Genomic DNA, 20,079 nt, shown 5'->3' with positions numbered 1-20,079 from the left:
GTTGCCAGGACCCGCGACGGACCTGAACACAACCTGAACACCCGTGCCGCGACCCCCGGATCCGTTGGGATACGACACGGATCCGATGGTACGAAGAAAGGTCGTCGCCGGGCATCGCGACGGCCCCTCCCGCCCTTCCATTGCGCTTCCCGACCACGCGTGAGAACATCATTCTCATTTCGAAGAATGAACTTCTTTGTGGTGGTTGAACTCAATGACGAGGGAGACACGTTGGAAGCGACGGAGTACGGGCAGGCGGCCGTCGGCAGGGTGCTGAAGGCTCAGGACCAGTTCCATCTCGGCATCGTCGTCGAGGACTTCGAGACGACCCTGGCCGAGTTCTCCTCCCTGTTCGGGTACAAGTGGTGCGGCGAGATCAGCGGACCGGTCCCGGTCACGCTGCCGGACGGAGTCGCGGTGGTCGAGCTCGGGTGCGTGTTCTCGACGACGACACCCCGCCTCGAGATCGTCCGGCGCGTCCCGGGGACCCTGTGGGAGCCGGCGGCCGACGGCGCCGTCCATCACGTCGGCTACTGGTCCGACGACGTCGCCGCGGACGCCGCCGAACTGGAACGCCAGGGGTTCGTCCGGGAGGCGACGCGCAAGGGTGCCGACGGCGCCCCGTTCGCGTTCCTCCGCAGCCCGGCCAGCGGCTACCGCGTCGAGCTGGTGAGCCGGGTGGCGCAGCAGAGCCTGGAGCGGTTCTGGGGGATGAGCGCATGACGACCGTCGGGATCGTCACCGGTGCCGGCCGAGGGATGGGGCTGGCCTGCGCGCAGCGGCTCACCGACCAGGTGGACAGGCTGCTTCTCGTCGACCGGGACGAGGCGACCGTGACCGCGGCGGCCAAGGACCTGTCCGCCACCGGCCGGGGCGCCGTCGTCGAGCTGTTCGTCCTCGACATCACCGATGCCGAGGGCCTGGCCGGGCTCGCCGCACGCGTCGGCGAACTGGGCACCCTGCGCGCCGTCGCCCACGCCGCGGGCATCTCGCCCACCATGGCCGACTGGCGTCGTATCTTCACCGTCGACCTGGTCGGGACCGCGCTGCTGGCCCGGACGCTCCGCCCGCTCGCCACCGAGGGCACGGCCCTGGTGTGCTTCGCGTCGATGGCCCCGCTGCTCGGCGGCACCGACCCCGACCCGGCCGTCGACGCCGTGCTGGACGACCCGCTCGACGAGCGGTTCCTCGACCGCGTCCACGAGGCCGTCGGGCCGGGCATCGAGGACACCGGTATCGCGTACGCGTGGGCCAAGCGCGGGGTGCACCGCTTCGTCCAGCGCGAGGCGGTGCGCATCGGGCCGCTCGGTGCCCGTGTCTGCTCGGTGTCCCCCGGGCTGATCGACACTCCTCAGGGGCGGCGGGAATCCGCGAGCCATCCGGGGATGGAGCTGCTGCTGCGGCAGACCCCGCTCGGCCGGCAGGGGCGGTCCGAGGACGTCGCCGCGGCCGTCGCCTTCCTGTTGTCGTCCGAGGCCGGTTTCCTCAGCGGGATCGACCTTCTCGTGGACGGCGGTGTGTGCGCCGCCGTCCGGACACGAGCCGACCGCAAGTGAGTTCGTACGAGCGCGCATGCGGCCTCGTGAGTGCCCGTGAGCTCCCGTGAGTTCAGTGGTCCGCCATCGGCCGCTGCCGGTGGGCGGTGGCGAAGGCGCGCAGTTCGCGGGCGACGTCGGGCCCGCTCGGCGTGTAGACGACCTCATGGAAGCCGAGGTCGGCGAGCCGCGCCAGGCTTCTGCCGACCCGGGCCGCGTCGCCGACCATCGTCTTGAGGTCGATATGGCCGAGGAGCCGGCGGTCGCGGTCGGGGAGGTGTGTGACATGGCCCTCGAAGGTGAGCAGATGGCGTTCGTCCTCGGGGGCGAGTTCCTCGAGGGCCGCCCGCCAGGCCCGGCCCCCGGGCAGGGCGTCGACCGCCTCGGCGCCGCCCTTGGCGTACGCGTTGTGCCAGTCGACGACCCGCCACGCTCCGATCGCCTTCAGGACGCGGTCCGAGTCGCGGTCCTCGCCGGGGTCGAGCACGGTGCCGGAGATGATGGTCGCGGTCGGGAGCGCGGGGTGCGGAGGTCCGATGACGCCGTCGGCCACCTTCTCGGCCAGCGCCGTGCCCCGGGGACCGAACACGCTGATCCAGAGCGGGACCCGAATCGGTCGCGAGGCGGTGAGGCCGCCCGCGTGCAGCATCCGCACCGGCTTGCCGTCCGCGATCGCCGTCTCCCCGGCGAGCAGCCGGCGCAGGGCCGTCATGTAGTCCGCGAGGGCGTCCAGCGTCATCGGACGCCGGCCCACCGCGAGCCGGGCCGTGAACCCCGTACCGAAGCACGCCCGGAAGCGCCCGCCGGAGACGCGGGCGACGGTGGCGATGCCGGAAGCCATGGTCATGACCGACCGCTGGCCGGGGATGAGGACGGCCGTGCTGAGCCCGATGCGGGTCGTCCGCCGCGCGGCGAGGGCGAGATGGACGAAGGGGTCCTCCCACAGCGGCGCCGAATCGTAGATCCACACCCTGGAGTAGCCGAGCTCCTCGGCCAGTACGGCGAGGTCCGCGAAGTCCGGGCCCGGCGGGAGCCCGCAGGACAGTTCGAGATCCCGCATAACTCATTTTCCTCTCGTAATTGACTTACCGTCATAAAATATTGCTCATCGATATAATCGATATGAAGGAGAACCAATGCCCAAGGGGTATGTCATCCTCACCGAGGCCATCAAGGACGAGGCCGGAATGGAGGCCTACGGCCGGGCGTCCGCGGGATCGATCGCGCAGGGCAGGGCCGCCGTCCTGGCGGTGGATACAGGGCCCCAGGTCCTGGAGGGCAGCTGGCACGGCAACCGTACGGTCGTCCTCGAATTCGAGTCCGTGGAAGCGGCGCGTGCCTGGTACGAGTCGGACGCGTACGCGGAGGCGAAGCCGCTGCGGCAGGCCGCGGCCGACTGCAACGTGGTCTTGGTCTCGGGTTTCGATCTGCCGGCGCGAACCGCGTGACGGTGGGGGCCGGGGCGGGGCCCGCAGGGGGGGCGCGGGCCACGACCGTCAGTCCAGCGCGATGGCGCGCTCGGGGCAACTGCCCATCGCCGTACGCACGGTGTCCTCGAACTCGACGGGTACTTCCGGCGTGAGCACCACCGCGTAGCCGTCGTCGGTCAGGTCGAACACCTCGGGGCAGAGCGACCAGCAGACCCCGTGTCCCCGGCAGCGGTCCTCGTCGACCTTCGCCTTCACCGCGCCGGCTCCTCGGCGAGGGTGAACTCGACGTTCAGGTTGGTCAGACCGCGCAGGATGTACGTCGGGATGTAGCGGTACCGGCGCTCGCCCGCGGGGCCGTGCACGCGCTCCGAGAGCCTGATGTCGGCCGTGCGGTCGAGGAGCCGCTCGATGGCCACCCGGCCCTCGGCACGGGCCAGCGGCGCACCGGGGCAGGTGTGGATGCCCCGTCCGAACGCGATGTGGTGGCGGGCGTTGGCGCGGGAGGGGTCGAAGGTGTCCGGCTCCTCGAAGTGGCGGGGGTCGCGGTTCGCGGCCCCGTTCAGCACCATCACCGTGGTGCCGGCCGGAAGGTCGACACCGCCCACCGTGGTCGGCACCCTGGACAGCCGGAAGTCGCCCTTGATCGGGCTCTCCACCCGCAGCGCCTCTTCGATGAAGTTGGGGATGAGGTCGCGCTCCTCGCGCAGTCGCCGCTGCAGCTCTGGGCGCTCGACGAGCAGCTTGAGGGCGGAGCTGAGCAGCCGGACCGTGGTCTCCTGGCCCGCCGCGAAGAGATTGGTCGCCACCCGGGCCACATCGGCGACGCCGGGTGTCGAGCCGTCCGGGAACGTCGCCGCGGCCAGACCGGAGAGCACGTCGTCGCGCGGTTCGCGGCGCCGTTCCTCGACATAGGACGCGAACCGCTCGTACAGGTACTCCAGCGGCGTGTGCTCCATCTCCCGTTCCGTGCTGCCCACACCGCCATCCGTCTGCGGCCGGTGCTCCAGCCCCCTGACGAACTCCTCGCGGTCCTCGTCGGGCACGCCGAGCAGATCGGTGATGACCTGCAGGGTGAACGGGCCCGCGAAACCGCTGATGAAGTCGCCCTCGCCCTGGGCGAGGAACGTGTCCAACTGACGGTCGGCCAGCCGCCACATCGCCGCCTCGTTCTCCTTGAGGCGTCTCGGTGTGATCAGCCGCATCAGCAGCGCGCGGTGGTCCGTGTGCGTCGGCGGGTCGAGGGTCGGAAGCTGGTCGCTGAAGGGGAGTTCGGCACGGTGCCGCTCGATGAGCTCGGTCACGTCGTCCCCTTCGAGCGGGACGGGGAACCCCGGGAAGGGGCCGGTCACCGAGAGGCACGACGAGAACGTCTCGCTGTCGTTGAACACTTGAACCGCTTCGTCGTACCCCGTCACCATCACCACGTCGTGGTGGCTCTCGCGCTGTACGGGACATTTGCCGCGCATCGCCTCGAAGTACGGGTAGGGGTCCGCGACGAGCCCGTCGTCCCGGAAGAAGTTCATCGCCTCGAAGTCGTTCACCGTGTGCAACGCTCCCTTCGGCACCGGGCGGGTGTGTCCCGGTGGTCGTGAATGGTGGGTCGGCTGGGCTCGGGCGGCCGTCGAGCGGGTCAGGGCAGTGGTTCGGCGACGCGGTGGATCTCGGCGTCGGCGCCGTCGACCACCCTGGGCTGGTGCCAGATTTCGACGCACATCGACACCATGATGATCGAATGCACCAGTTCGAGGAGACGGCGTGCCCGGTCGGGCAGCGCGTCGAGCGGGAACTTGTCGCAGTACGCGAGCGCTTCCTCGATGCGGGGGAACCCGACGTCGTAGAGCGCCTGGAGTTCGGTCATGTCGCTCGCCAGGCGGCGCTCGTAGCGCTCGGGCTCGGTGGCCAGGCACCAGGTCGCGGCGAAGGGTTCAAGCTCCGCGAACGCCTCGGGCAGGAGGGTGTCGGACACCGGTTCACACCCCCGCGGTCTTGCGCTCGTATTCCTCGACCCAGTCGGCGATCGACCTGTGGAAGTGCCGTACCAGCAACTCCTGGTCGCCCAGGGGGAAGTCGTCGCGGGCCGCCCGTGACTCCAGCGCCCGCTGGGTGCCCACGAGGGTGCCGGCGTCCTGGAGCGCGAACTCCTTGAACATGACGACCGCGCACTCCTGGGCGGCGCGCTCACTGGCGGTCGTGGCCTTCGGGAAGAACAGCGTGCCCTCGAAGCGGTGCGTGTGGTACGAGGTCGGCCAGTAGCGGTAGGCGAGGTACCAGCCGCTCGCCCAGATCAGGATCTCCATGTTCGGGAAGATCTGGAAGTTGTCCATGGCCCACTTCCTGACCTTGCCCGGGTTGGTTCCGCCCGGTTCGGTGCCCAGGTCGGGCTCGTCCCAGGGGCCGAACAGGCCGCTGCGCGTGGCGATCTCGATGGGGTACTGGTAGTCGGCGGGCCACAGCCGGCGGGGTGCGCCCGAGGTGGTGACCATGCGGTGCGGGCCGTCGAGCTGGTAGTGCGGTGCCTCGAAGCCGTTCATCCTGGGCCGGGCCGCCGGGGTGGCTTCCTGCGAGTGCAGCACGGGCACGTGGTAGTACTCCTGGAAGGCGTCCAGGAAGACCTTCCAGTTGCAGTGGACGTCGGCGCGGAAGTCGTAGCGCTCGGTCAGCCGGTCGAACGGGTAGCCTTCGAGCGGCGTGATCATCGGGCCGAGGAACTCCGGCAGGGTCTGCTCCGGTTCCTTCGCCAGATTGACGAAGACGAACCCCGCCCATACCTCGCAGTGCACCGGGAGCAGGCCGTAGTCGTCCTTGTCCAGGTCGAAGAACTCGCTCTCCTGCTGGACGAAGGCGAGCTTGCCGGTGAGGTCGTAGCGCCACGCGTGGTATTTGCAGGTGAACGCCCGGCACGACCCACGGGTCTCCGCACGCGGGAAGTCGTTCCACATCAGCTTGTTGCCCCGGTGCCGGCAGATGTTGTGGAACGCCCGTACCTGGCCCCGCAGATCGCGCACGACGATGACCGACGTGTCGGCGACCTCGATCTCCTTCGTGAAGTAACTCCCCTTGCGCGGCAGGTCCTCGACCCGACCGACGTTCAGCCAGGCCCGCTTGAAGACCGCCTCGCGCTCGACTTCGTAGAACTCGGGTGAGACGCAGTCCTCGTACGACACCACTCCCGTTCCCAGGTCCGGGTAGTGCTCGGTCCAGCTGCCCTCGGCCGGCTTCGGATAAAGGGCCATCGCGTCAGTCCTCCGATACGGGCGTTGCCTGAACAGTCACGATCGCGCGGGTGAGAATTCCATTCTCGTCATTGAGTATTAGATTTCCACGGTGTGGCCGCCCCGTCAACGGTCGGTGGGGGTCCAGGTGATTCCGGGGTCACGCGCGGGGCGATGCGGCCGTGGTGCCTCTCGCCGCGGCGGGGTGAGAGGTGCAGGTCGCCGGGGCGCCGGCGCGGCGTGGACGGCAACACCTCGGCCGGTCATCCGAATTGGGCATGTCGGCATCACGCCCCGCTATTTCGGTGCGCCTGCCCTGAAGCCCGTCCTGAAGCCCGCCCTGAAGCCCGTCCTCAAGGGCCGTCGACGTCCGCGCGGCAGACGTTCGGGACGGCCGCCGCGGCCGCGAAGTCGCGGTGACCGGCCTGTGGCGGGCGACTCGTGCGCGCGTTGTTCCGGCGGGTCGGCTCGCCGCGGGTGTCGGCGTGCCCCGCCTCGGATCCGCATCGCGAATCCGGCGCCGAATCGCTCGTTTCGTACGGCGTATTACGCGGTGAATTGCTTGGCGGAGCGTTCGTGGATCGTGCGGATTTTGCGCGGCGAATTCACGCCGCGCGGATGGCGTACGGATATGGATTCGCGGACGATTCGTGACGCTCCAGAATCGTCCACTCGCCCGGTGTCACGTTCTTTGGGTGATCCTCCGGGGAATGTTCGCGAATTGTTTGGCTGACCGATATGAGGGAATTGTCACCTTAGTGCTTCGGACAGGAGGCACGTCTGTGGGAGCTGGTTCGCCAGATCGCCGGTGTCTCCCGTCCGGTTCTTTTGTGCTTGCCCTCCCATGGGGACTGCCCCGTCGGCAACCCCTGAGGGAGTTGTGAGCACCATGCGCATGACGTCCGGCACCAAGCGACACCCCCACGACGACGCACCCGACACCGCCGCGGCGTTCGTCCGCCTCGCCGGCCTGCCCGCCGGGCCCGAGCGGCAGGCGCTGCGCGAGGAGATCATCCGGTCCTGGCTGCCCATGTCGGAACGTGTCGCCGGTCGCTACCGGGGCAAGGGCGAGTCCGTCGAGGACCTCAACCAGGTCGCCGCGCTGGGCCTCGTCAAGGCCGTCGACCGCTACGACCCCGAGCTCGGCAACGCCTTCGAGAGCTACGCCGTCCCCACCATCACCGGCGAGATCAAACGCCATTTCCGCGACCACATGTGGACCCTGCACGTCCCGCGCCGCGTCCAGGACGTGCGCAACAGAGTGCGCGCGGCCCTCAAGGACCTGTCGCAGACGATGCAGGGCCAACGGCCCACCGTCGCCGAGATCGCCGCGTACGCGCACCTGAGCGAGGACGAGGTACGCACCGGTCTCGAGGCCCTGGACAGCTTCTCCGCCCTCTCCCTGGACGCCGAACTGCCGGGTGGGGACGACGGCTACGCGCTCAACGACGCGCTGGGCGCGCCCGACACCGGATTCGACCTGGTCATCGACCGCGAGTCGGTGAAACCGGCCCTGTACGAGCTCCCCGAGCGCGAGCGGACCATCCTCTACCTGCGCTTCTTCCAGGGTATGACGCAGAGCTGCATCGCCGATCAACTCGGCATCTCGCAGATGCACGTCTCCCGCCTCCTCAGCGACTGCTGCTCCACCCTGCGCGAACAGGTGCTCGCCGATGCGGCCTAGGGCCTGTCGTCAAATTCCCGTCGTCCGCCCGGAGGGCGGGCCCTGCGGCGTCAGGCCTGTCTGGGCCGTGGGCGACACCCGACCGCCCGGGGGGTTGCCCCGTCCGGGCGGTCGGAGGCGAGCTCACTGCCGAACCCTCCCGGGAGTGGTTGGCCAGCGGGCCACCTCTCTTCGAACTACCTGGGTGGATCAGATCCAAACAAATTCCGCGGCTACGGGGCGGGGGGAGTGTCGGGGATTTGCGTGGGCCCGTACTTGTCGAGCGTGTCCTCCAGGGCCGCGCGAATATCGGGCGGCAGATCTCCCTGCCGCCCCCAGACGAGAATCATTTCCGCGACAGTGCGCAGCTTGATGTTCGTGTGCTGTGAGACTTCCCGGAGGACGGCCCAGCCCTGGTCGGGCGACACCCGGCCGAGGGCGACCATCATGCCGATGGCCTGGTCCACCGTGGCGTGCGAGGTGACGGCTTCCTTCAGCTGGTCGACCTCTTCCCGCAACTCGACGATCCGGTCCTGCGTGCCGGAGGGGGAGGCCGACTCCTGCGCGGCCTCGCACGGTTCGGCGCTTCCCGAACGGGCGTCTGACGTCATCGTCCCCTCCGGGGCCTGGATCCTGGCGGCGGAAACCGTCGTCCGCCGAGTCCATCGTGGCCACTCGGCCGGCCAGGTGCCAGTGCGCATCGCCCCACAGTCCGCCACCGCCCCCACAGTCCGCCCCCCGCTCACGCGACCAGGGTCACCGCCGCCACGGCCGACGTCCGCAGGGTGCGGCGGGCCGTGCACAGGACGGTCCCCAGGGTCACGGCCGCCGCGACCGCGACGACGGCGAGCCAGATGCCAGGTCCCTGGCCCGGCCACGGGGAGCCCGTGCGCACGGCGCTGAACGCCAGGACCCCGGCGAGCCCGGCCAGGGTGCCGAAGAAGACGCCCGTCACCGTCAGGATCAGTCCCTCGGCACCGACCACCCCGAGCACCTGCCCCGGCGTGGCACCCGCCAGCCGCTGCTGCCCGAACTCCCGGCCGCGGTAAGTCGTCGACGCGTACAGGGAGTTGATCAGCATGACGCAGCAGAAGACCACGATGATGCCGACGACCGTGAGGTTGAGCGTCTCGAGGTTCTTCGCATCGACCGACTTCGCAACACCGGAGGCCCTGATCGCGTCACTCTCGACCGCCTGCATGGTCAGCGTCGCCGACGCCATGCAGGTGAAGAGGATCAGCGGCATCAGGACACCGGACATCTCCGCGGCACGCCGACGCAGGTTCCGTACGGCCAGATACCCGCTCGGGCCCGCCAGGGGCAGCCGGTCGAGCAGGCCCTCCAACAGCCGCGGCGCCAGCAGCGCGCACCCCACGGACAGCAGGACCGCCCCGTACGCGGGAGGCGCCATCAGCGCGGCGTCCTCGGCCGAGAACGCGAAGGTGGAACAGACCGCCGCCCCACCGACGAGCAGAGCCGCATAGGCGAGGAACGTCCGTGCCCGATTCCTGGGGCGACGGCGGAGCGTCACCCGCCGCACCGCGAGGAACGCCGCGCCCGCCGCGGCCGCCACCGTGATGCCGATGCCCGACCCGAGGGCGACGGGGCCGAAGGAGTGGTCGACGGTCCGGGCGACCTGGCCGCTGTCCTGGAAGACGCCCAGCAGGGCGCGTCCGCCGAGCATCGCCGGACCGATCGCCAGTACCGCGCCCACCAGGGCGATCGCCACCGCCTCCCCCACGACCATCCGCCCGATCTGCGCGGGAGTCGCCCCGGAGCACCTGAGCAGCTCCATCTCGGCGCCGCGCTGACGGACGTTCACCGTCAGGGTCGAGGCGATCGCGAAGAACACCAGCAGGGTGCCGTAGCCGCCGACGACGCCCGCCGCGGTGGACAGCGAACCCGCGCTCACGGAGTCCACGCCCGGCTGCGCGGCCGTGTCGTGCAGGGAGTTGAAGGTCATGACGACCGCCGCGCCGAGGAAGGCGGACAGCAGGGTCGCCGTGGCGCGCCCGGGGCGCTGCCGGAGGGAACGCAGGGCCAGAGCGAACACGGCTCACACCCCCACCCTCGTGTCATCGCCGAGGTGTGCCAGGCGCTCGGCCACAGCGTCCGCCGTCGGCGCGTGCAGATGGCCGGCCATCCGCCCGTCCGCGAGGAACACGACCGCGTCGGCGTACGAGGCGGCGAGGGGGTCGTGCGTCACCATGACGACCGTCCTGCCGTGCACCCGTACCGCCTCCTGAAGCAGCCGCAGCACATCCCGTGCGCTGCGGCTGTCGAGGGCGCCGGTCGGCTCGTCCGCGAAGATCACCCGAGGCTCGGCGACCAACGCCCGAGCGATCGCCACCCGCTGCTGCTGCCCGCCGGAGAGCTGGTCCGGCAGGCTGCCGAGCCGGTCGCCCAGACCGACCGCCGTCAAAATCTCCCGCGCCCGGGCCCGGTCGACGCGCCGCCCCGCGAGCTTCAGCGGCAGGATCGTGTTCTGGGCGACGGTCAACGTCGGAAGCAGGTTGTACTGCTGGAAGACGAAACCGATCCGGCCGCGCCGGAACTTCGTCAGCTCGGCCTCACCGCCTTCCGCCAGCTCTACTCCGTCGACCCGCACGATGCCGCTGTCGGGCCGCTCCAGCCCGGCCGCGCACCGCAGCAGCGTGGACTTGCCGGACCCCGAGGGCCCCATGACCGCGGTGAAGCTGCCGCGCGCCAGGCCGAGGCTCACCCCGTCCAGCGCGGTCACGGCGCTCTCCCCGGCACCGTAGGTCTTCGCGACCTTGACCAGCCGCAGCGCCTCCTGGGCCGGTTCCGATTCGTTCGTACGTCGCGAGGTGCGGCGAAACATCGTCATCACTCTCCGTCCGGCACGCCCTGTGCCTCACTCACGACGCTACGGAGCGAACGCCCGACCCACATGGGGCGCAGAACCCGTATCGCGGGGTGTACCCAGTGACACCCCGTACGGGTCACCAGAACGCGCCTTCTCCCGCCCGCCCCGGATGGAATGGACGCGTGACCGCGCCCCCGGACGACTGTCTCGCCCGCAACGAGTGGATCTGCGGTGAGTATCTGAGAACGCGCCGCCAGATCCTCCTGGACGCGGTCGTCCAGCACCTTCAGCTCACGGCGGTCTCCGTGCTCGTCGGACTCGTCATCGCGGTGCCGCTGGCCGTCCTCGCCCGTCGCTGGGGCTGGGCGGCCGGACCCGTCCTCGCGGTCACCACGATCCTCTACACCATCCCGTCCCTCGCGATGTTCTCGCTGCTCCTGCCCGTGTACGGGCTGTCGGCCACGCTGGTCGTCTCCGGACTCGTCCTCTACTCGCTGACCCTCCTCGTCCGGAACATCCTCGCGGGCCTGCGCGCCGTCCCCGAGGAGACCCGGCAGGCCGCCCGCGGCATGGGATACGGGCCCATCCGCCTCCTGCTCACCGTGGAACTGCCGCTGGCGGTGCCCGCATCGATGGCCGGACTGCGCATCGCCACCGTCTCGGCCGTCTCACTGGTGACGGTCGGCGCGATCGTCGGCTTCGGGGGGCTCGGCAACCTCATCTACGCGGGCATGAACACCTACTTCAAGGCGCAGGTCCTCACCGCGTCCGTACTCTGCGTCGTCATCGCCGTAGCCGCGGACCTCCTCCTGCTCGCGGTGCAGCGGCTGATCACCCCCTGGACCCGGGCGGCCCGCGGGTGAGCACCCTGACCGGGGCCTGGGACTGGCTCGGCGACCCCGCGCACTGGTCCGGGGACGACGGCGTCTGGCACCGCCTCGCCCAGCACCTCGTCCTGACCGTCGTCTGCCTCGTCATCAGCTGCCTCATCGCGCTGCCCGTCGCCCTGGTCCTGGGCCACCTGGGCAAGGGCGGCGCGCTCGCCGTCAACATCTCCAACATCGGCCGCGCCGTCCCCACCTTCGCGGTACTGGTCCTCCTGCTGCTCACCCCGCTCGGCAAGTGGGGCGAGGGTCCGACCGTCGTCGCGCTGGTCCTCTTCGCCGTACCGCCGCTGCTCACCAACGCCTACGTCGGGATGCGCGAGGTCGACCGGAGCGTGGTGCGCTCGGCGCGGGGCATGGGGATGACCGGCCGACAGATGCTGTTTCATGTAGAACTGCCCCTTTCGCTCCCGATGGTCATGAACGGCGTACGGATCGCCGCGGTCCAACTCGTCGCGACCGCCACGATCGCCGCGCTCGCGGGCGGCGGCGGACTCGGCCGGATCATCACCGCGGGCTTCAATCTGGCGAGCACCCCGCAGGTCGTCGCCGGCGCGATCCTCGTCGCCGTCTTCGCCCTGATCGTCGAGGGGATCTTCGAGATCGCCGAACGGCTGGCACCGCGCTGGGCGAGGGGCATCCGATGAGGCGAGGCGGCGCCGCGCTGACCCTGGTCCTGCTGACCGGCTGCGGCACCGGCCCGTCCCTGGAGAACCGCGGTGCGGTCACCGCGCCGCCCGGCGACAGCAAGCGCCTGACCATCGGCTCGGCGGGGTTCACCGAGAGCGACCTGCTGGCCCAGATGTACGCGCTGCTGCTCGGCCAGGCCGGATACAAGACCTCCATGCTGACGGTCGCCAACCGCGAACTCTACGAACCCGCCCTGGAATCCGGTCAGATCGACGTCGTACCGGAGTACGCGGCCACCTTCGCGGACTGGCTGAACGCCAAGACCCACGGTGCGGGCGCGCCGCCAGTCGGCTCACCCGACCTCGCCACCACGATGAAGGCGCTCCGGTCGCTCGCCACACCGCGCGGCCTCACCGTCCTCGACCCGGGCAGGGCCGTCGACCAGAACGCCTTCGCGGTGACGGCGGCGTACGCCCGGCAGCATCACCTGAAGACGCTCAGCGACCTCGGCGCGTCCCGCCTTCCGGTACGGCTCGCGGCGGGCGACGAGTGCGTCCAACGGCCCTACTGCGAGCCCGGGTTGAAGAAGACGTACGGCATCGACATCACCGGCGTCGACCCGAAGGGTGTGGGCACCACCCAGGCGAAGCGGGCCGTGCAGAGCGGTCAGGACCAGATGGTCCTGACCACGACGACGGACGCGACGCTCGACGAGTTCGGTCTCGTCCTCCTCGCCGACGACAGACACCTGCAGAACGCCGACTACATCGTGCCCGTCGTCAACCGCTCGCGCGCCGGTGGCGAGGGTGTCACCAAGGCACTCGGCAAGCTCAACGACGTACTCACCACCGCGGACCTGGCATCGATGAACCAGCAGGTGGACAGCTGGCGACGGCTGCCCGAGGACGTGGCGCGGACCTATCTGAAGGACAAGGGCCTGCTGAAGTGACGCCCTCAGACCCGGCGCCAGCGCGCCATCGCGAAGGAGAACAGACCGAACAGTACGAGTCCGGCGGCGACGCACACCAGCAGCCACGGTCCCGCCGGGGAGTGGGCGAACGAGCGGATCGTGTCGTCCAGCCCCTTCGCCCGGTCGGGTTCGTAGTCGATCGCCGCGCGCACGGCGAAACAGCCCGCCGCGGCGAACACCAGCCCGCGCGCCGCGCCGCCGCCCACGCCGGTCACATCCACCAGCCGTCGCGTGCGCGCCGACATCTGACCGAGCTTCAGCTTCTTGTGGTACTTGCGCGACACGGCCCGCCCGCCGATCAGCAGACCCGCCACGACGATGCCGACTCCGGCGGCGCCGACGATCCACTGCCCCGCCGGCAGATCGAGCACCTTGGCCGTCACATCCCGCGACTGCCGGTCGCTCGAACCCTGCCCACCACTGCCCGAGCCCGCCGTGAACGACAGCACCGAGTAGGCGACGAAGGCGTAGAACACGAACCGTACGGCCGACAGCAGCCGCTTCTTCGCCGCCCGGCCGTCCGCTCCGGCGGAACCGAAGCACGCCTCGGACAGCCGCCACAGCGCCATGCCGACGAGTCCGGCACCCAGCGCCCACAGCAGCACCGCGCCGAAGGGCTGCTGCGCGATCTTCGCGACGGCGCCGTTGCGGTCCGCCTGGTTCTTCCCGTCCCCGAAGGCGATCCGCAGCGCCAGCACACCGACCAGCAGGTAGATCACGCCCCGAGCGGTCAGCCCCGCCCGGGCGGCGTACTCCATCACCGGGCCCCTCGCCGCGCGCCGAGCCTCGACGCGTCCGGTCCGTGCCGCCGTACTTGCGTTCATGTGGACCTCCCGCGGAACGGGTGCCCTCGCATCGGAGAGACACACGTGTGCGGAAGTGGCCAGATTGCGGTATTCCGGTGCTGGATGGGGCCTTCCTCCCGGCCCTTGGCTCGCTACGCTTGAGATAGGTGCTTTGCCACGGGGGGGTTCTCATGGGCGGTGCGCGATTCCGGACTCGGAGCACGTCGACTCAGGCCGAGGCCACGTCCCGGCCCACCACCAAGACTGAGCCGGAAGTGACGCAGCCGACCAGCCAGGGGCAGGAGGCTGAGGCATCGGTGAGGCAGCCGACCAGCCGGGAACAGGCGGTTCGGCGCGTGCGAGATGACTCGGCCGTGCTCCCGTTCATCGATTACGCCGACTACGACAGGTTGCTGCGCCTGGCCCGTGAGCCGAGTCCCGAGCAGATCAGCCCCCTGCATCCCGACGAGCCGACGACTCCGTTGGTCTACGTCTTCGGCCCGATCACCGGCAGCCAGGTGGCGATCGACTCCCAAGGGAATGTGACCCAGAATCGGACCGACGTACGGCCCGAGCAGTTCTACCGGGCGCAGTTCCAGTCTGCGCGGCGTGCCGACCCCGTACAGGTGGTGGAAACCCTGCGGGTCGAGGTCGATCGGCTGGGGCTGGACCTCCACTCGCAGTACGTCATTCGGCAGGCCGCAGCGGTGATCAAGGTGGAGCTGGCCCGCCCCCCGATCAATGAGGCGCGTGTCCGCGGGGCCGTCGAGCAGATCCTCGCCTGCCTGGCTCGGCAGCCCGGCGGCCGCCCTCTCACCGCCCGTCTGTCGGCCCTGGCCGCTCGCCTGGAGGCTGTCCTCGGTGTCGTCGGCAACGCGGCGGAAGAGAACTCCGGTTCGGGAGGCGTGCGTTGACGAGCTCGGGCGGTGCCCAGTTCCACGGGCCCATTCACGGCAGCCAGATCGCGATCGGCGGTCACAACGTCGCCCAGCGGCAGTATGTGACGGCCGACGAGGGGGAGAGCGCCCGGCTCGCCGAGGCCGTGCGGTCGGTGCTCGCGGCGCTGGAGACGCTCGGCCTGGCCGCCGAGGACGAGACCGCCGTGCGCCAGGACGCGCAGGCCGCTCTGGCGGAGGCCGCCCGGTCGCAGCCGGACTTGGGACGCCTGCGCGGTCTGCTGGGTCGGATCGGGGCCGTACTCGCATCGGTGGCGGCCGGCGCGGCCACGGGGGCTGCCACCGGTGACGGCACCGGAGCGGCCGAGCCGGCACACGCCGTGCTCGTCGACCTGCAGAACGCCCTGCCCTGACCCCGCCCCCTTCTTGCCGATAATGAAGGGTGACTTCGAACTCGCGTTCCTTCCTCATCCTGCACGGCTGGCAGAACCACCGCCCCGTGGACCACTGGGAGCACTGGCTGGCGAACGAGCTGACCGCCCGCGGCCACGCCGTCACCTACCCGCAGCTCCCGGACCCCGACCACCCGGACCTGGCGTTGTGGCTCGACCGGCTCCACGCCCACCTCGACTCCCTCGGGCACGAGCACGAACGGGTGGTCGTCTGCCACAGCCTCGCCGTCCCGCTGTGGCTGCACGCGGCGGCCCGCGGCCGGGCCCGCGCCGACCGGGTCCTTCTCGTGGCACCGCCGTCCGACGAGGTCATGGCCGGCTACGAGGACATCGCCGGGTTCGCCGGTTCCGGCGCGACCGCCGGGCACCTGCGTACCGCCGCCCCCGTGACCCGGCTCGTGGCCGCCGACGACGACCCGTACTGCCCGGGCGGCGCGGCCAAGGAGTACGGCGTACCTCTCGAACTCGACACCGACGTCATCCCCGGCGGCGCCCACCTGGACCTCGACGCGGGCTACGGCCCCTGGCCGTCGGCCCTCGACTGGTGCCTGACCCCCGAGGTACGCCTCTCGTGACGGGCGCGCGCCCCCAAGGGGCGCGGGGAACTGCGCGCCCAGCCACATCGGACCTGCATCGTCGAACAACCCGTATCCCCCGCCCAACCCAGCGGAGCGCTCACGCATCGGAGACCGAGTCGAACGACACCTGCCCCCGCCGCACCCCCCGCGCATCCGCGTCCACCGACCGCCGGAGCGCCTCGTGCAGTTTCGCCGGGGTGAGTACGCCGAGGAAGCGGGCCCCGTCCAGTACCGCGACCCAGCCCGCGTCGTGCTGGAGCATCACACCGAAGGCCTGCTTCAGCGGGGCGCCCACCGGGACCCATGAGTTCATAGGATGCGCTCGGTCGCCGACGTACCCACCCGCCGCCAACTCGTCGACGCCCACCCACCCGTGCAGATCACCCTCCGCGTCCAGGACGACCGCCCATCGCGCGCCCTGCGCGTGCAAGCGGGCGACCGCCGTCCCGGCGGGCTCGTCCAGGCGGGCGACGGGCGGTTGTTCCAGGTCGTCGGGCTCGATCTCGGTGACCGACAGCCGCTTCAGCCCGCGGTCGGCGCCGACGAACTCGGCGACGTAGGCGGTGGCCGGGGTGCCGAGGACGGCCCCCGGCGTGTCGAACTGCTCGATGCGGCCCTGCCCGTACACCGCGATGCGGTCGCCGAGCCGTACCGCCTCCTCGATGTCGTGCGTGACCAGCAGCACCGTCTTGCGCACGGCCTCCTGCATGCGCAGGAACTCGTCCTGCAACTGTTCCCGGACCACCGGGTCGACGGCCCCGAAGGGCTCGTCCATCAGCAGCACGGGCGGATCGGCGGCGAGCGCCCGGGCCACTCCGACCCGCTGGCGCTGGCCGCCCGAGAGTTGTTCCGGATAGCGCGAGCCGTACGTCTTCGGGTCCAGGCCCACCAGATCGAGCAGCTCGGCGGCGCGCGTCCGCGCCTTCGCCCTCTTCCAGCCGATGAGCGTCGGCACGGTCGCCGTGTTGTCGAGGATCGTCCGGTGCGGGAACAGGCCCACCTGCTGGATGACGTATCCGATACGCCTCCGCAGCCGCACCGGGTCGACCGTGGCGATGTCCTCGCCGTTCACGAAGATCCGGCCCGAGGTCGGTTCGATCAGCCGGTTCACCATCATCATGGTCGTCGTCTTGCCGCAGCCCGAGGGGCCGACGAGCGTGACGAGTTCGCCCTCCGCGACCTCGAACGAGAGGCCGTCCACGGCCGTCGTGCCGTCCGGATAGCGCTTGGTGACCTGTTCGAACCGGATCATCCCCTCACGCTAACCGCGCAGGTCACTCCCCGCTCACCAGCACCACTTCCAGGGTGCGCGGACCGTGCACCCCCTCGACCCGGTCGAGCTCGATGTCGCTGGTCGCCGACGGGCCGGAGATCCAGGTCAGCGGGCGGGTCGGGTCGAGGCGCTCCAGGGCCTGGGGGACGGAGGAGACGACCTGGTCGGGGACACGGACGACACAGATGTGGTGATCGGGGACCAGCGTGATGCGACGGCGCCCCTGATCCGGGCCGCCGTCCAGGACGAGGGTGCCGGTCTCGGCGATCGCGAGCGCGCAGCCCGTGACCACGCTCTCGACCTTGTCGAGTTCGTGCGGCGTGCTCACGGCGCGGTCGTGCACGCGGGTGGGATCGGCGGCCGACATCCACTCCGGCGGGAGCCCCGGGGGAACGAGTACATACTGGGGTCCCCGCTCGGCAAGCAGCCGCATGATGAGGTACGGCAGTTCCTCCGCGCCTGTACGGTGCACGATCGCCCGGTAGTCCGCCAGGTTCTCCGCCAGCAGATCCACCGTCTCCGCGACGCTCCGCCCCCCGTGCTCGCGCAGGTACCCCCGCTCGATGGCCTGTTCGTACGGCGTGTCGTCGCGCGGCACATCGGCGAGCGCACGCCGCACCCGCCCCAGGATCAGATCCCTGCTGCTCACTTGGCCGTGTCCTTTCCGCCGTGCGTACGCTGCCACCAGTCACGGAACGGCTCCGCGGGGACCGCCGGTAGATCCCGGGTGCCGCTCCACGCCTTGCCGGGGCCGGGCAGCGAGCGCGGATGGAAGCGGCGGGTCCGGGAGGCGAGCCGCTGACCGGTGCGCAGCGCGCCGGGGTGGCTGAACGCCCAGCGTGCCGCCCGCATCGCCGCCCGCTCGGCGGCGTGCCCCTTTGCGGGCTTGAGGACGACCTTGTTGCCCTCCCGCGTCACCTGACCGCCCTCGGCGATCCGTTCGCGCAGGTGGACGAGGACCTCCGGGATGTCGATGGCGACCGGGCAGACCTCGTAGCAGGCGCCGCAGAGCGAGGAGGCGTACGGGAGCGAGGCGTCGATCTCGCTTGCGGTGCCCCGGAGTTGAGGGCTGAGGATCGCGCCGATCGGGCCGGGGTAGACCGAGCCGTAGGCGTGGCCGCCGGCGCGCTCGTACACCGGGCAGACGTTGAGACACGCTGAGCAGCGGATGCAGCGCAGGGCCTGGCGGCCGACCTCGTCGGCGAGCGTGTCGGTGCGACCGTTGTCGATGAGGACCAGGTGGAAGGTCTGGGGGCCGTCCTCGTCTGTGGTACCCGTCCACATCGAGGTGTACGGGTTCATGCGCTCGGCGGTCGAGGAGCGGGGGAGGGTCTGGAGGAAGACCTCCAGGTCCTGCCAGGTCGGCACGATCTTCTCGATGCCGACGACGGAGATCAGCGTCTCGGGGAGGGTCAGGCACATCCGGCCGTTGCCCTCGGACTCCACAACCATCAGGGTGCCGGTCTCGGCGACCATGAAGTTGGCGCCGGAGATGCCGACCTTGGCGCGCAGGAACTTCTCGCGCAGGTGCAGTCGGGCGGCCTCGGCCAGTTGGGCGGGTGTGTCGGTGAGGCCTTCCGGCGCCGGGCGGCCCCACTCGCTCATCTCGCGCGCGAAGATGTCGCGGATCTCGCCGCGGTTGCGGTGGATGGCCGGGACGAGGATGTGGGAGGGCCGGTCCTTGCCCAACTGCACGATGAGCTCGGCGAGATCGGTCTCGTAGGCGTGGATGCCCTCGGCCTCCAGGGCTTCGTTGAGGCCGATCTCCTGCGTGGCCATCGACTTGACCTTGACGACCTCGCTCTCCCCGGTCATCTTCACCAGGTCGGTGACGATCCGGTTGGCCTCGTCGGCGTCGGCGGCCCAGTGCACGATGCCCCCGGCCGCGGTGACCGACTCCTCCAACTGCACGAGGTAGCGGTCGAGATGACGGAGCGTGTGGTCCTTGATCTGCTTGCCGGCCTCGCGCAGGGCGGCCCAGTCGTCGAGTTCGGCGACGGCGACCGCCCGTTTGGCGCGGATCGTGTGGGTGGCGTGGCGCAGATTGCCGCGCAGGGTCGGGTTGTTGACCGCCTCGTGCGCCGCCTTGGGAAACGCGGGCATACCGACGAACGTGCCACCGCTCATGCGCTCGGCTCCTCTTCCGTACTGGCCAGGATCTCCGCGATGTGCACGGGCCGCATCCGCGTCTCCAGCCGGGCCATCGTGCCGCCGATGTGCATCAGACAGGAGTTGTCGGCGGCGCACAGCACCTCCGCGCCCGTCGACTCGGCGTTGTGCACCTTGTCGGCGCCCATCGCGGCCGAGACATCGGGGTTCTTGACGGCGAACGTGCCGCCGAAGCCGCAGCACTCGTCCGCGCCGGGCAACTCGCGCAGTTCGAGCCCCTTGACGGCCTGGAGGAGCCGGCGCGGCCGGTCGCCGAGCCCGAGACTGCGCAGCCCGTGGCAGGTGGGGTGGTAGGTGACGGTGTGCGGGTAGTACGCGCCGACGTCCGTCACGCCGAGCACGTCCACCAGGAACTCGGTGAGCTCGTACGTCTTCGGCACCACCGGGGCGAGGGTGGCCGCGAGGGTGTCCCCGCGGCCCTCCGCCCGCGCCCGCTCGCCCATCCGCGGATACAGCTCCCGCACCATCGCGCCGCACGACCCGGAGGGCGTCACGATCGCCTCGTACTCACCGAAGACATCGGAGAAATGCCGGGCCAGTGGCTCGGCCTCATGCCGGTACCCGGTGTTGTAGTGGGCCTGCCCACAGCAGGTCTGCGCCATCGGGAAGTCGACCTCGACGCCCAGCCTGGTCAGCAGTTTCACCACGGCGCGGCCGGTGTCCGGATAGAGCGTGTCGTTGACACAGGTCAGGAACAGGGCGACACGCATCGCAGCTCCTTGGGATCGATCATCGGATGAGTGCAGGGTACGCGGAGGGCGAGCGGCAGGGGAGC

General features: G+C 70.5%; 23 protein-coding genes. 10 read left to right on the top strand and 13 right to left on the bottom strand.

Annotation, left to right across the window (positions count from 1 at the left end):
• Window positions 1-231 precede the first annotated feature (231 nt).
• A complete protein-coding gene (locus ACFVWD_RS16015; RefSeq protein WP_389596605.1) occupies window positions 232-723 on the top strand; it encodes a VOC family protein in 492 nt (163 codons plus the stop codon).
• Complete coding sequence (locus tag ACFVWD_RS16010; RefSeq protein ID WP_389596604.1) at window positions 720-1,556, top strand: SDR family oxidoreductase; 837 nt, start codon at window positions 720-722, stop codon at window positions 1,554-1,556. The genes ACFVWD_RS16015 and ACFVWD_RS16010 overlap by 4 nt, the downstream gene beginning before the upstream one ends.
• Before the next feature lie 52 nt (window positions 1,557-1,608).
• Here ACFVWD_RS16010 and ACFVWD_RS16005 read toward each other — a convergent pair whose 3' ends face one another.
• A complete protein-coding gene (locus ACFVWD_RS16005) occupies window positions 1,609-2,595 on the bottom strand; it encodes an LLM class flavin-dependent oxidoreductase (protein ID WP_389596602.1) in 987 nt (328 codons plus the stop codon).
• A gap of 76 nt (window positions 2,596-2,671) precedes the next feature.
• On the opposite strand from ACFVWD_RS16005, the gene ACFVWD_RS16000 reads away from it, so the two are divergent.
• On the top strand, window positions 2,672-2,983 hold the full coding sequence (locus ACFVWD_RS16000; RefSeq protein WP_389596600.1) for a DUF1330 domain-containing protein: 312 nt from the start codon (window positions 2,672-2,674) through the stop codon (window positions 2,981-2,983).
• A gap of 48 nt (window positions 2,984-3,031) precedes the next feature.
• Here the strand turns inward: ACFVWD_RS16000 and ACFVWD_RS15995 are convergent, their stop codons facing one another.
• The 4 genes from ACFVWD_RS15995 to ACFVWD_RS15980 form a co-directional block, all read right to left on the bottom strand.
• Window positions 3,032-3,220, bottom strand: a complete 189-nt coding sequence (locus ACFVWD_RS15995; protein WP_389596598.1) for a ferredoxin — start codon at window positions 3,218-3,220, stop codon at window positions 3,032-3,034.
• On the bottom strand, window positions 3,217-4,506 hold the full coding sequence (locus tag ACFVWD_RS15990) for a cytochrome P450 (protein WP_389596596.1): 1,290 nt from the start codon (window positions 4,504-4,506) through the stop codon (window positions 3,217-3,219). Before ACFVWD_RS15990 ends, ACFVWD_RS15995 begins: the two co-directional genes overlap by 4 nt.
• Before the next feature lie 89 nt (window positions 4,507-4,595).
• Window positions 4,596-4,931: a hypothetical protein gene (locus ACFVWD_RS15985; protein WP_389596594.1), complete on the bottom strand. Its 336-nt coding sequence runs from the start codon at window positions 4,929-4,931 to the stop codon at window positions 4,596-4,598.
• Between the two features lie 4 nt (window positions 4,932-4,935).
• Complete coding sequence (locus ACFVWD_RS15980) at window positions 4,936-6,198, bottom strand: aromatic ring-hydroxylating dioxygenase subunit alpha (protein WP_389596592.1); 1,263 nt, start codon at window positions 6,196-6,198, stop codon at window positions 4,936-4,938.
• 868 nt (window positions 6,199-7,066) lie between these two features.
• On the opposite strand from ACFVWD_RS15980, the gene ACFVWD_RS15975 reads away from it, so the two are divergent.
• Window positions 7,067-7,861, top strand: a complete 795-nt coding sequence (locus tag ACFVWD_RS15975; protein ID WP_389596590.1) for a SigB/SigF/SigG family RNA polymerase sigma factor — start codon at window positions 7,067-7,069, stop codon at window positions 7,859-7,861.
• A 212-nt stretch (window positions 7,862-8,073) separates the two neighbouring features.
• Here ACFVWD_RS15975 and ACFVWD_RS15970 read toward each other — a convergent pair whose 3' ends face one another.
• From ACFVWD_RS15970 to ACFVWD_RS15960, 3 genes are all read right to left on the bottom strand, one after another.
• Window positions 8,074-8,451, bottom strand: coding sequence for an ANTAR domain-containing protein (locus ACFVWD_RS15970; protein ID WP_389596588.1), 378 nt, complete (start codon window positions 8,449-8,451; stop codon window positions 8,074-8,076).
• Between the two features lie 131 nt (window positions 8,452-8,582).
• Window positions 8,583-9,893, bottom strand: a complete 1,311-nt coding sequence (locus tag ACFVWD_RS15965; RefSeq protein WP_389596586.1) for an FtsX-like permease family protein — start codon at window positions 9,891-9,893, stop codon at window positions 8,583-8,585.
• A gap of 3 nt (window positions 9,894-9,896) precedes the next feature.
• A complete protein-coding gene (locus ACFVWD_RS15960) occupies window positions 9,897-10,688 on the bottom strand; it encodes an ABC transporter ATP-binding protein (RefSeq protein ID WP_389596584.1) in 792 nt (263 codons plus the stop codon).
• Window positions 10,689-10,849: 161 nt separating this feature from the next.
• Between ACFVWD_RS15960 and ACFVWD_RS15955 the strand changes: the two genes are divergently transcribed.
• From ACFVWD_RS15955 to ACFVWD_RS15945, 3 genes are read left to right on the top strand one after another with little or no spacing between them, the layout of a single operon-like run.
• Window positions 10,850-11,530, top strand: a complete 681-nt coding sequence (locus ACFVWD_RS15955; protein WP_389596582.1) for an ABC transporter permease — start codon at window positions 10,850-10,852, stop codon at window positions 11,528-11,530.
• Window positions 11,527-12,198, top strand: a complete 672-nt coding sequence (locus ACFVWD_RS15950) for an ABC transporter permease (RefSeq protein WP_389596580.1) — start codon at window positions 11,527-11,529, stop codon at window positions 12,196-12,198. The genes ACFVWD_RS15955 and ACFVWD_RS15950 overlap by 4 nt, the downstream gene beginning before the upstream one ends.
• Window positions 12,195-13,130 carry an ABC transporter substrate-binding protein gene (locus ACFVWD_RS15945; protein ID WP_389596578.1) on the top strand — a complete coding sequence of 312 codons (936 nt, stop codon included), beginning with the start codon at window positions 12,195-12,197 and terminating at the stop codon, window positions 13,128-13,130. Before ACFVWD_RS15950 ends, ACFVWD_RS15945 begins: the two co-directional genes overlap by 4 nt.
• Before the next feature lie 5 nt (window positions 13,131-13,135).
• Here the strand turns inward: ACFVWD_RS15945 and ACFVWD_RS15940 are convergent, their stop codons facing one another.
• Window positions 13,136-13,975, bottom strand: coding sequence for a DUF1206 domain-containing protein (locus ACFVWD_RS15940; protein WP_389596576.1), 840 nt, complete (start codon window positions 13,973-13,975; stop codon window positions 13,136-13,138).
• Between the two features lie 317 nt (window positions 13,976-14,292).
• Here ACFVWD_RS15940 and ACFVWD_RS15935 point away from each other — a divergent pair, with 317 nt between their 5' ends.
• Genes ACFVWD_RS15935 through ACFVWD_RS15925 form a run of 3 tightly spaced genes read left to right on the top strand, consistent with a single transcriptional unit; the run spans window position 14,293 to window position 15,859 of the window.
• Window positions 14,293-14,850 carry a hypothetical protein gene (locus ACFVWD_RS15935; protein WP_389596574.1) on the top strand — a complete coding sequence of 186 codons (558 nt, stop codon included), beginning with the start codon at window positions 14,293-14,295 and terminating at the stop codon, window positions 14,848-14,850.
• On the top strand, window positions 14,847-15,245 hold the full coding sequence (locus ACFVWD_RS15930) for a hypothetical protein (RefSeq protein ID WP_389596572.1): 399 nt from the start codon (window positions 14,847-14,849) through the stop codon (window positions 15,243-15,245). Before ACFVWD_RS15935 ends, ACFVWD_RS15930 begins: the two co-directional genes overlap by 4 nt.
• Before the next feature lie 29 nt (window positions 15,246-15,274).
• Window positions 15,275-15,859 carry an RBBP9/YdeN family alpha/beta hydrolase gene (locus ACFVWD_RS15925; RefSeq protein ID WP_389596570.1) on the top strand — a complete coding sequence of 195 codons (585 nt, stop codon included), beginning with the start codon at window positions 15,275-15,277 and terminating at the stop codon, window positions 15,857-15,859.
• 100 nt (window positions 15,860-15,959) lie between these two features.
• On the opposite strand, the gene ACFVWD_RS15920 is transcribed toward ACFVWD_RS15925, so the two are convergent.
• Genes ACFVWD_RS15920 through ACFVWD_RS15905 form a run of 4 tightly spaced genes read right to left on the bottom strand, consistent with a single transcriptional unit; the run spans window position 15,960 to window position 20,014 of the window.
• On the bottom strand, window positions 15,960-17,114 hold the full coding sequence (locus ACFVWD_RS15920; RefSeq protein ID WP_389596568.1) for an ABC transporter ATP-binding protein: 1,155 nt from the start codon (window positions 17,112-17,114) through the stop codon (window positions 15,960-15,962).
• 22 nt (window positions 17,115-17,136) lie between these two features.
• On the bottom strand, window positions 17,137-17,784 hold the full coding sequence (locus tag ACFVWD_RS15915) for a lactate utilization protein C (protein WP_389596566.1): 648 nt from the start codon (window positions 17,782-17,784) through the stop codon (window positions 17,137-17,139).
• Window positions 17,781-19,262, bottom strand: a complete 1,482-nt coding sequence (locus tag ACFVWD_RS15910) for a LutB/LldF family L-lactate oxidation iron-sulfur protein (protein ID WP_389596564.1) — start codon at window positions 19,260-19,262, stop codon at window positions 17,781-17,783. Before ACFVWD_RS15910 ends, ACFVWD_RS15915 begins: the two co-directional genes overlap by 4 nt.
• Window positions 19,259-20,014: a (Fe-S)-binding protein gene (locus tag ACFVWD_RS15905; RefSeq protein ID WP_099919136.1), complete on the bottom strand. Its 756-nt coding sequence runs from the start codon at window positions 20,012-20,014 to the stop codon at window positions 19,259-19,261. Before ACFVWD_RS15905 ends, ACFVWD_RS15910 begins: the two co-directional genes overlap by 4 nt.
• Between the last annotated feature and the right edge of the window lie 65 nt (window positions 20,015-20,079).

The organism is Streptomyces sp. NPDC058086, assembly GCF_042885015.1.
Lineage (GTDB): Bacteria > Actinomycetota > Actinomycetes > Streptomycetales > Streptomycetaceae > Streptomyces.
Note: the sequence above shows the minus strand (reverse complement) of the source record. Positions and strands in the feature narration are given on the sequence as shown.

Bases quoted from the DNA above. Each gene is read 5' to 3' on its own strand.
- ACFVWD_RS16010 (WP_389596604.1), top strand. From the start codon at position 720: ATGACGACCGTCGGGATCGTCACCGGTGCCGGCCGAGGGATGGGGCTG.
- ACFVWD_RS16005 (WP_389596602.1), bottom strand. From the start codon at position 2,595: ATGCGGGATCTCGAACTGTCCTGCGGGCTCCCGCCGGGCCCGGACTTC.
- ACFVWD_RS16000 (WP_389596600.1), top strand. From the start codon at position 2,672: ATGCCCAAGGGGTATGTCATCCTCACCGAGGCCATCAAGGACGAGGCC.
- ACFVWD_RS15980 (WP_389596592.1), bottom strand. From the start codon at position 6,198: ATGGCCCTTTATCCGAAGCCGGCCGAGGGCAGCTGGACCGAGCACTAC.
- ACFVWD_RS15975 (WP_389596590.1), top strand. From the start codon at position 7,067: ATGCGCATGACGTCCGGCACCAAGCGACACCCCCACGACGACGCACCC.
- ACFVWD_RS15970 (WP_389596588.1), bottom strand. From the start codon at position 8,451: ATGACGTCAGACGCCCGTTCGGGAAGCGCCGAACCGTGCGAGGCCGCG.
- ACFVWD_RS15960 (WP_389596584.1), bottom strand. From the start codon at position 10,688: ATGACGATGTTTCGCCGCACCTCGCGACGTACGAACGAATCGGAACCG.
- ACFVWD_RS15945 (WP_389596578.1), top strand. From the start codon at position 12,195: ATGAGGCGAGGCGGCGCCGCGCTGACCCTGGTCCTGCTGACCGGCTGC.
- ACFVWD_RS15940 (WP_389596576.1), bottom strand. From the start codon at position 13,975: ATGAACGCAAGTACGGCGGCACGGACCGGACGCGTCGAGGCTCGGCGC.
- ACFVWD_RS15920 (WP_389596568.1), bottom strand. From the start codon at position 17,114: ATGATCCGGTTCGAACAGGTCACCAAGCGCTATCCGGACGGCACGACG.
- ACFVWD_RS15910 (WP_389596564.1), bottom strand. From the start codon at position 19,262: ATGAGCGGTGGCACGTTCGTCGGTATGCCCGCGTTTCCCAAGGCGGCG.
- ACFVWD_RS15905 (WP_099919136.1), bottom strand. From the start codon at position 20,014: ATGCGTGTCGCCCTGTTCCTGACCTGTGTCAACGACACGCTCTATCCG.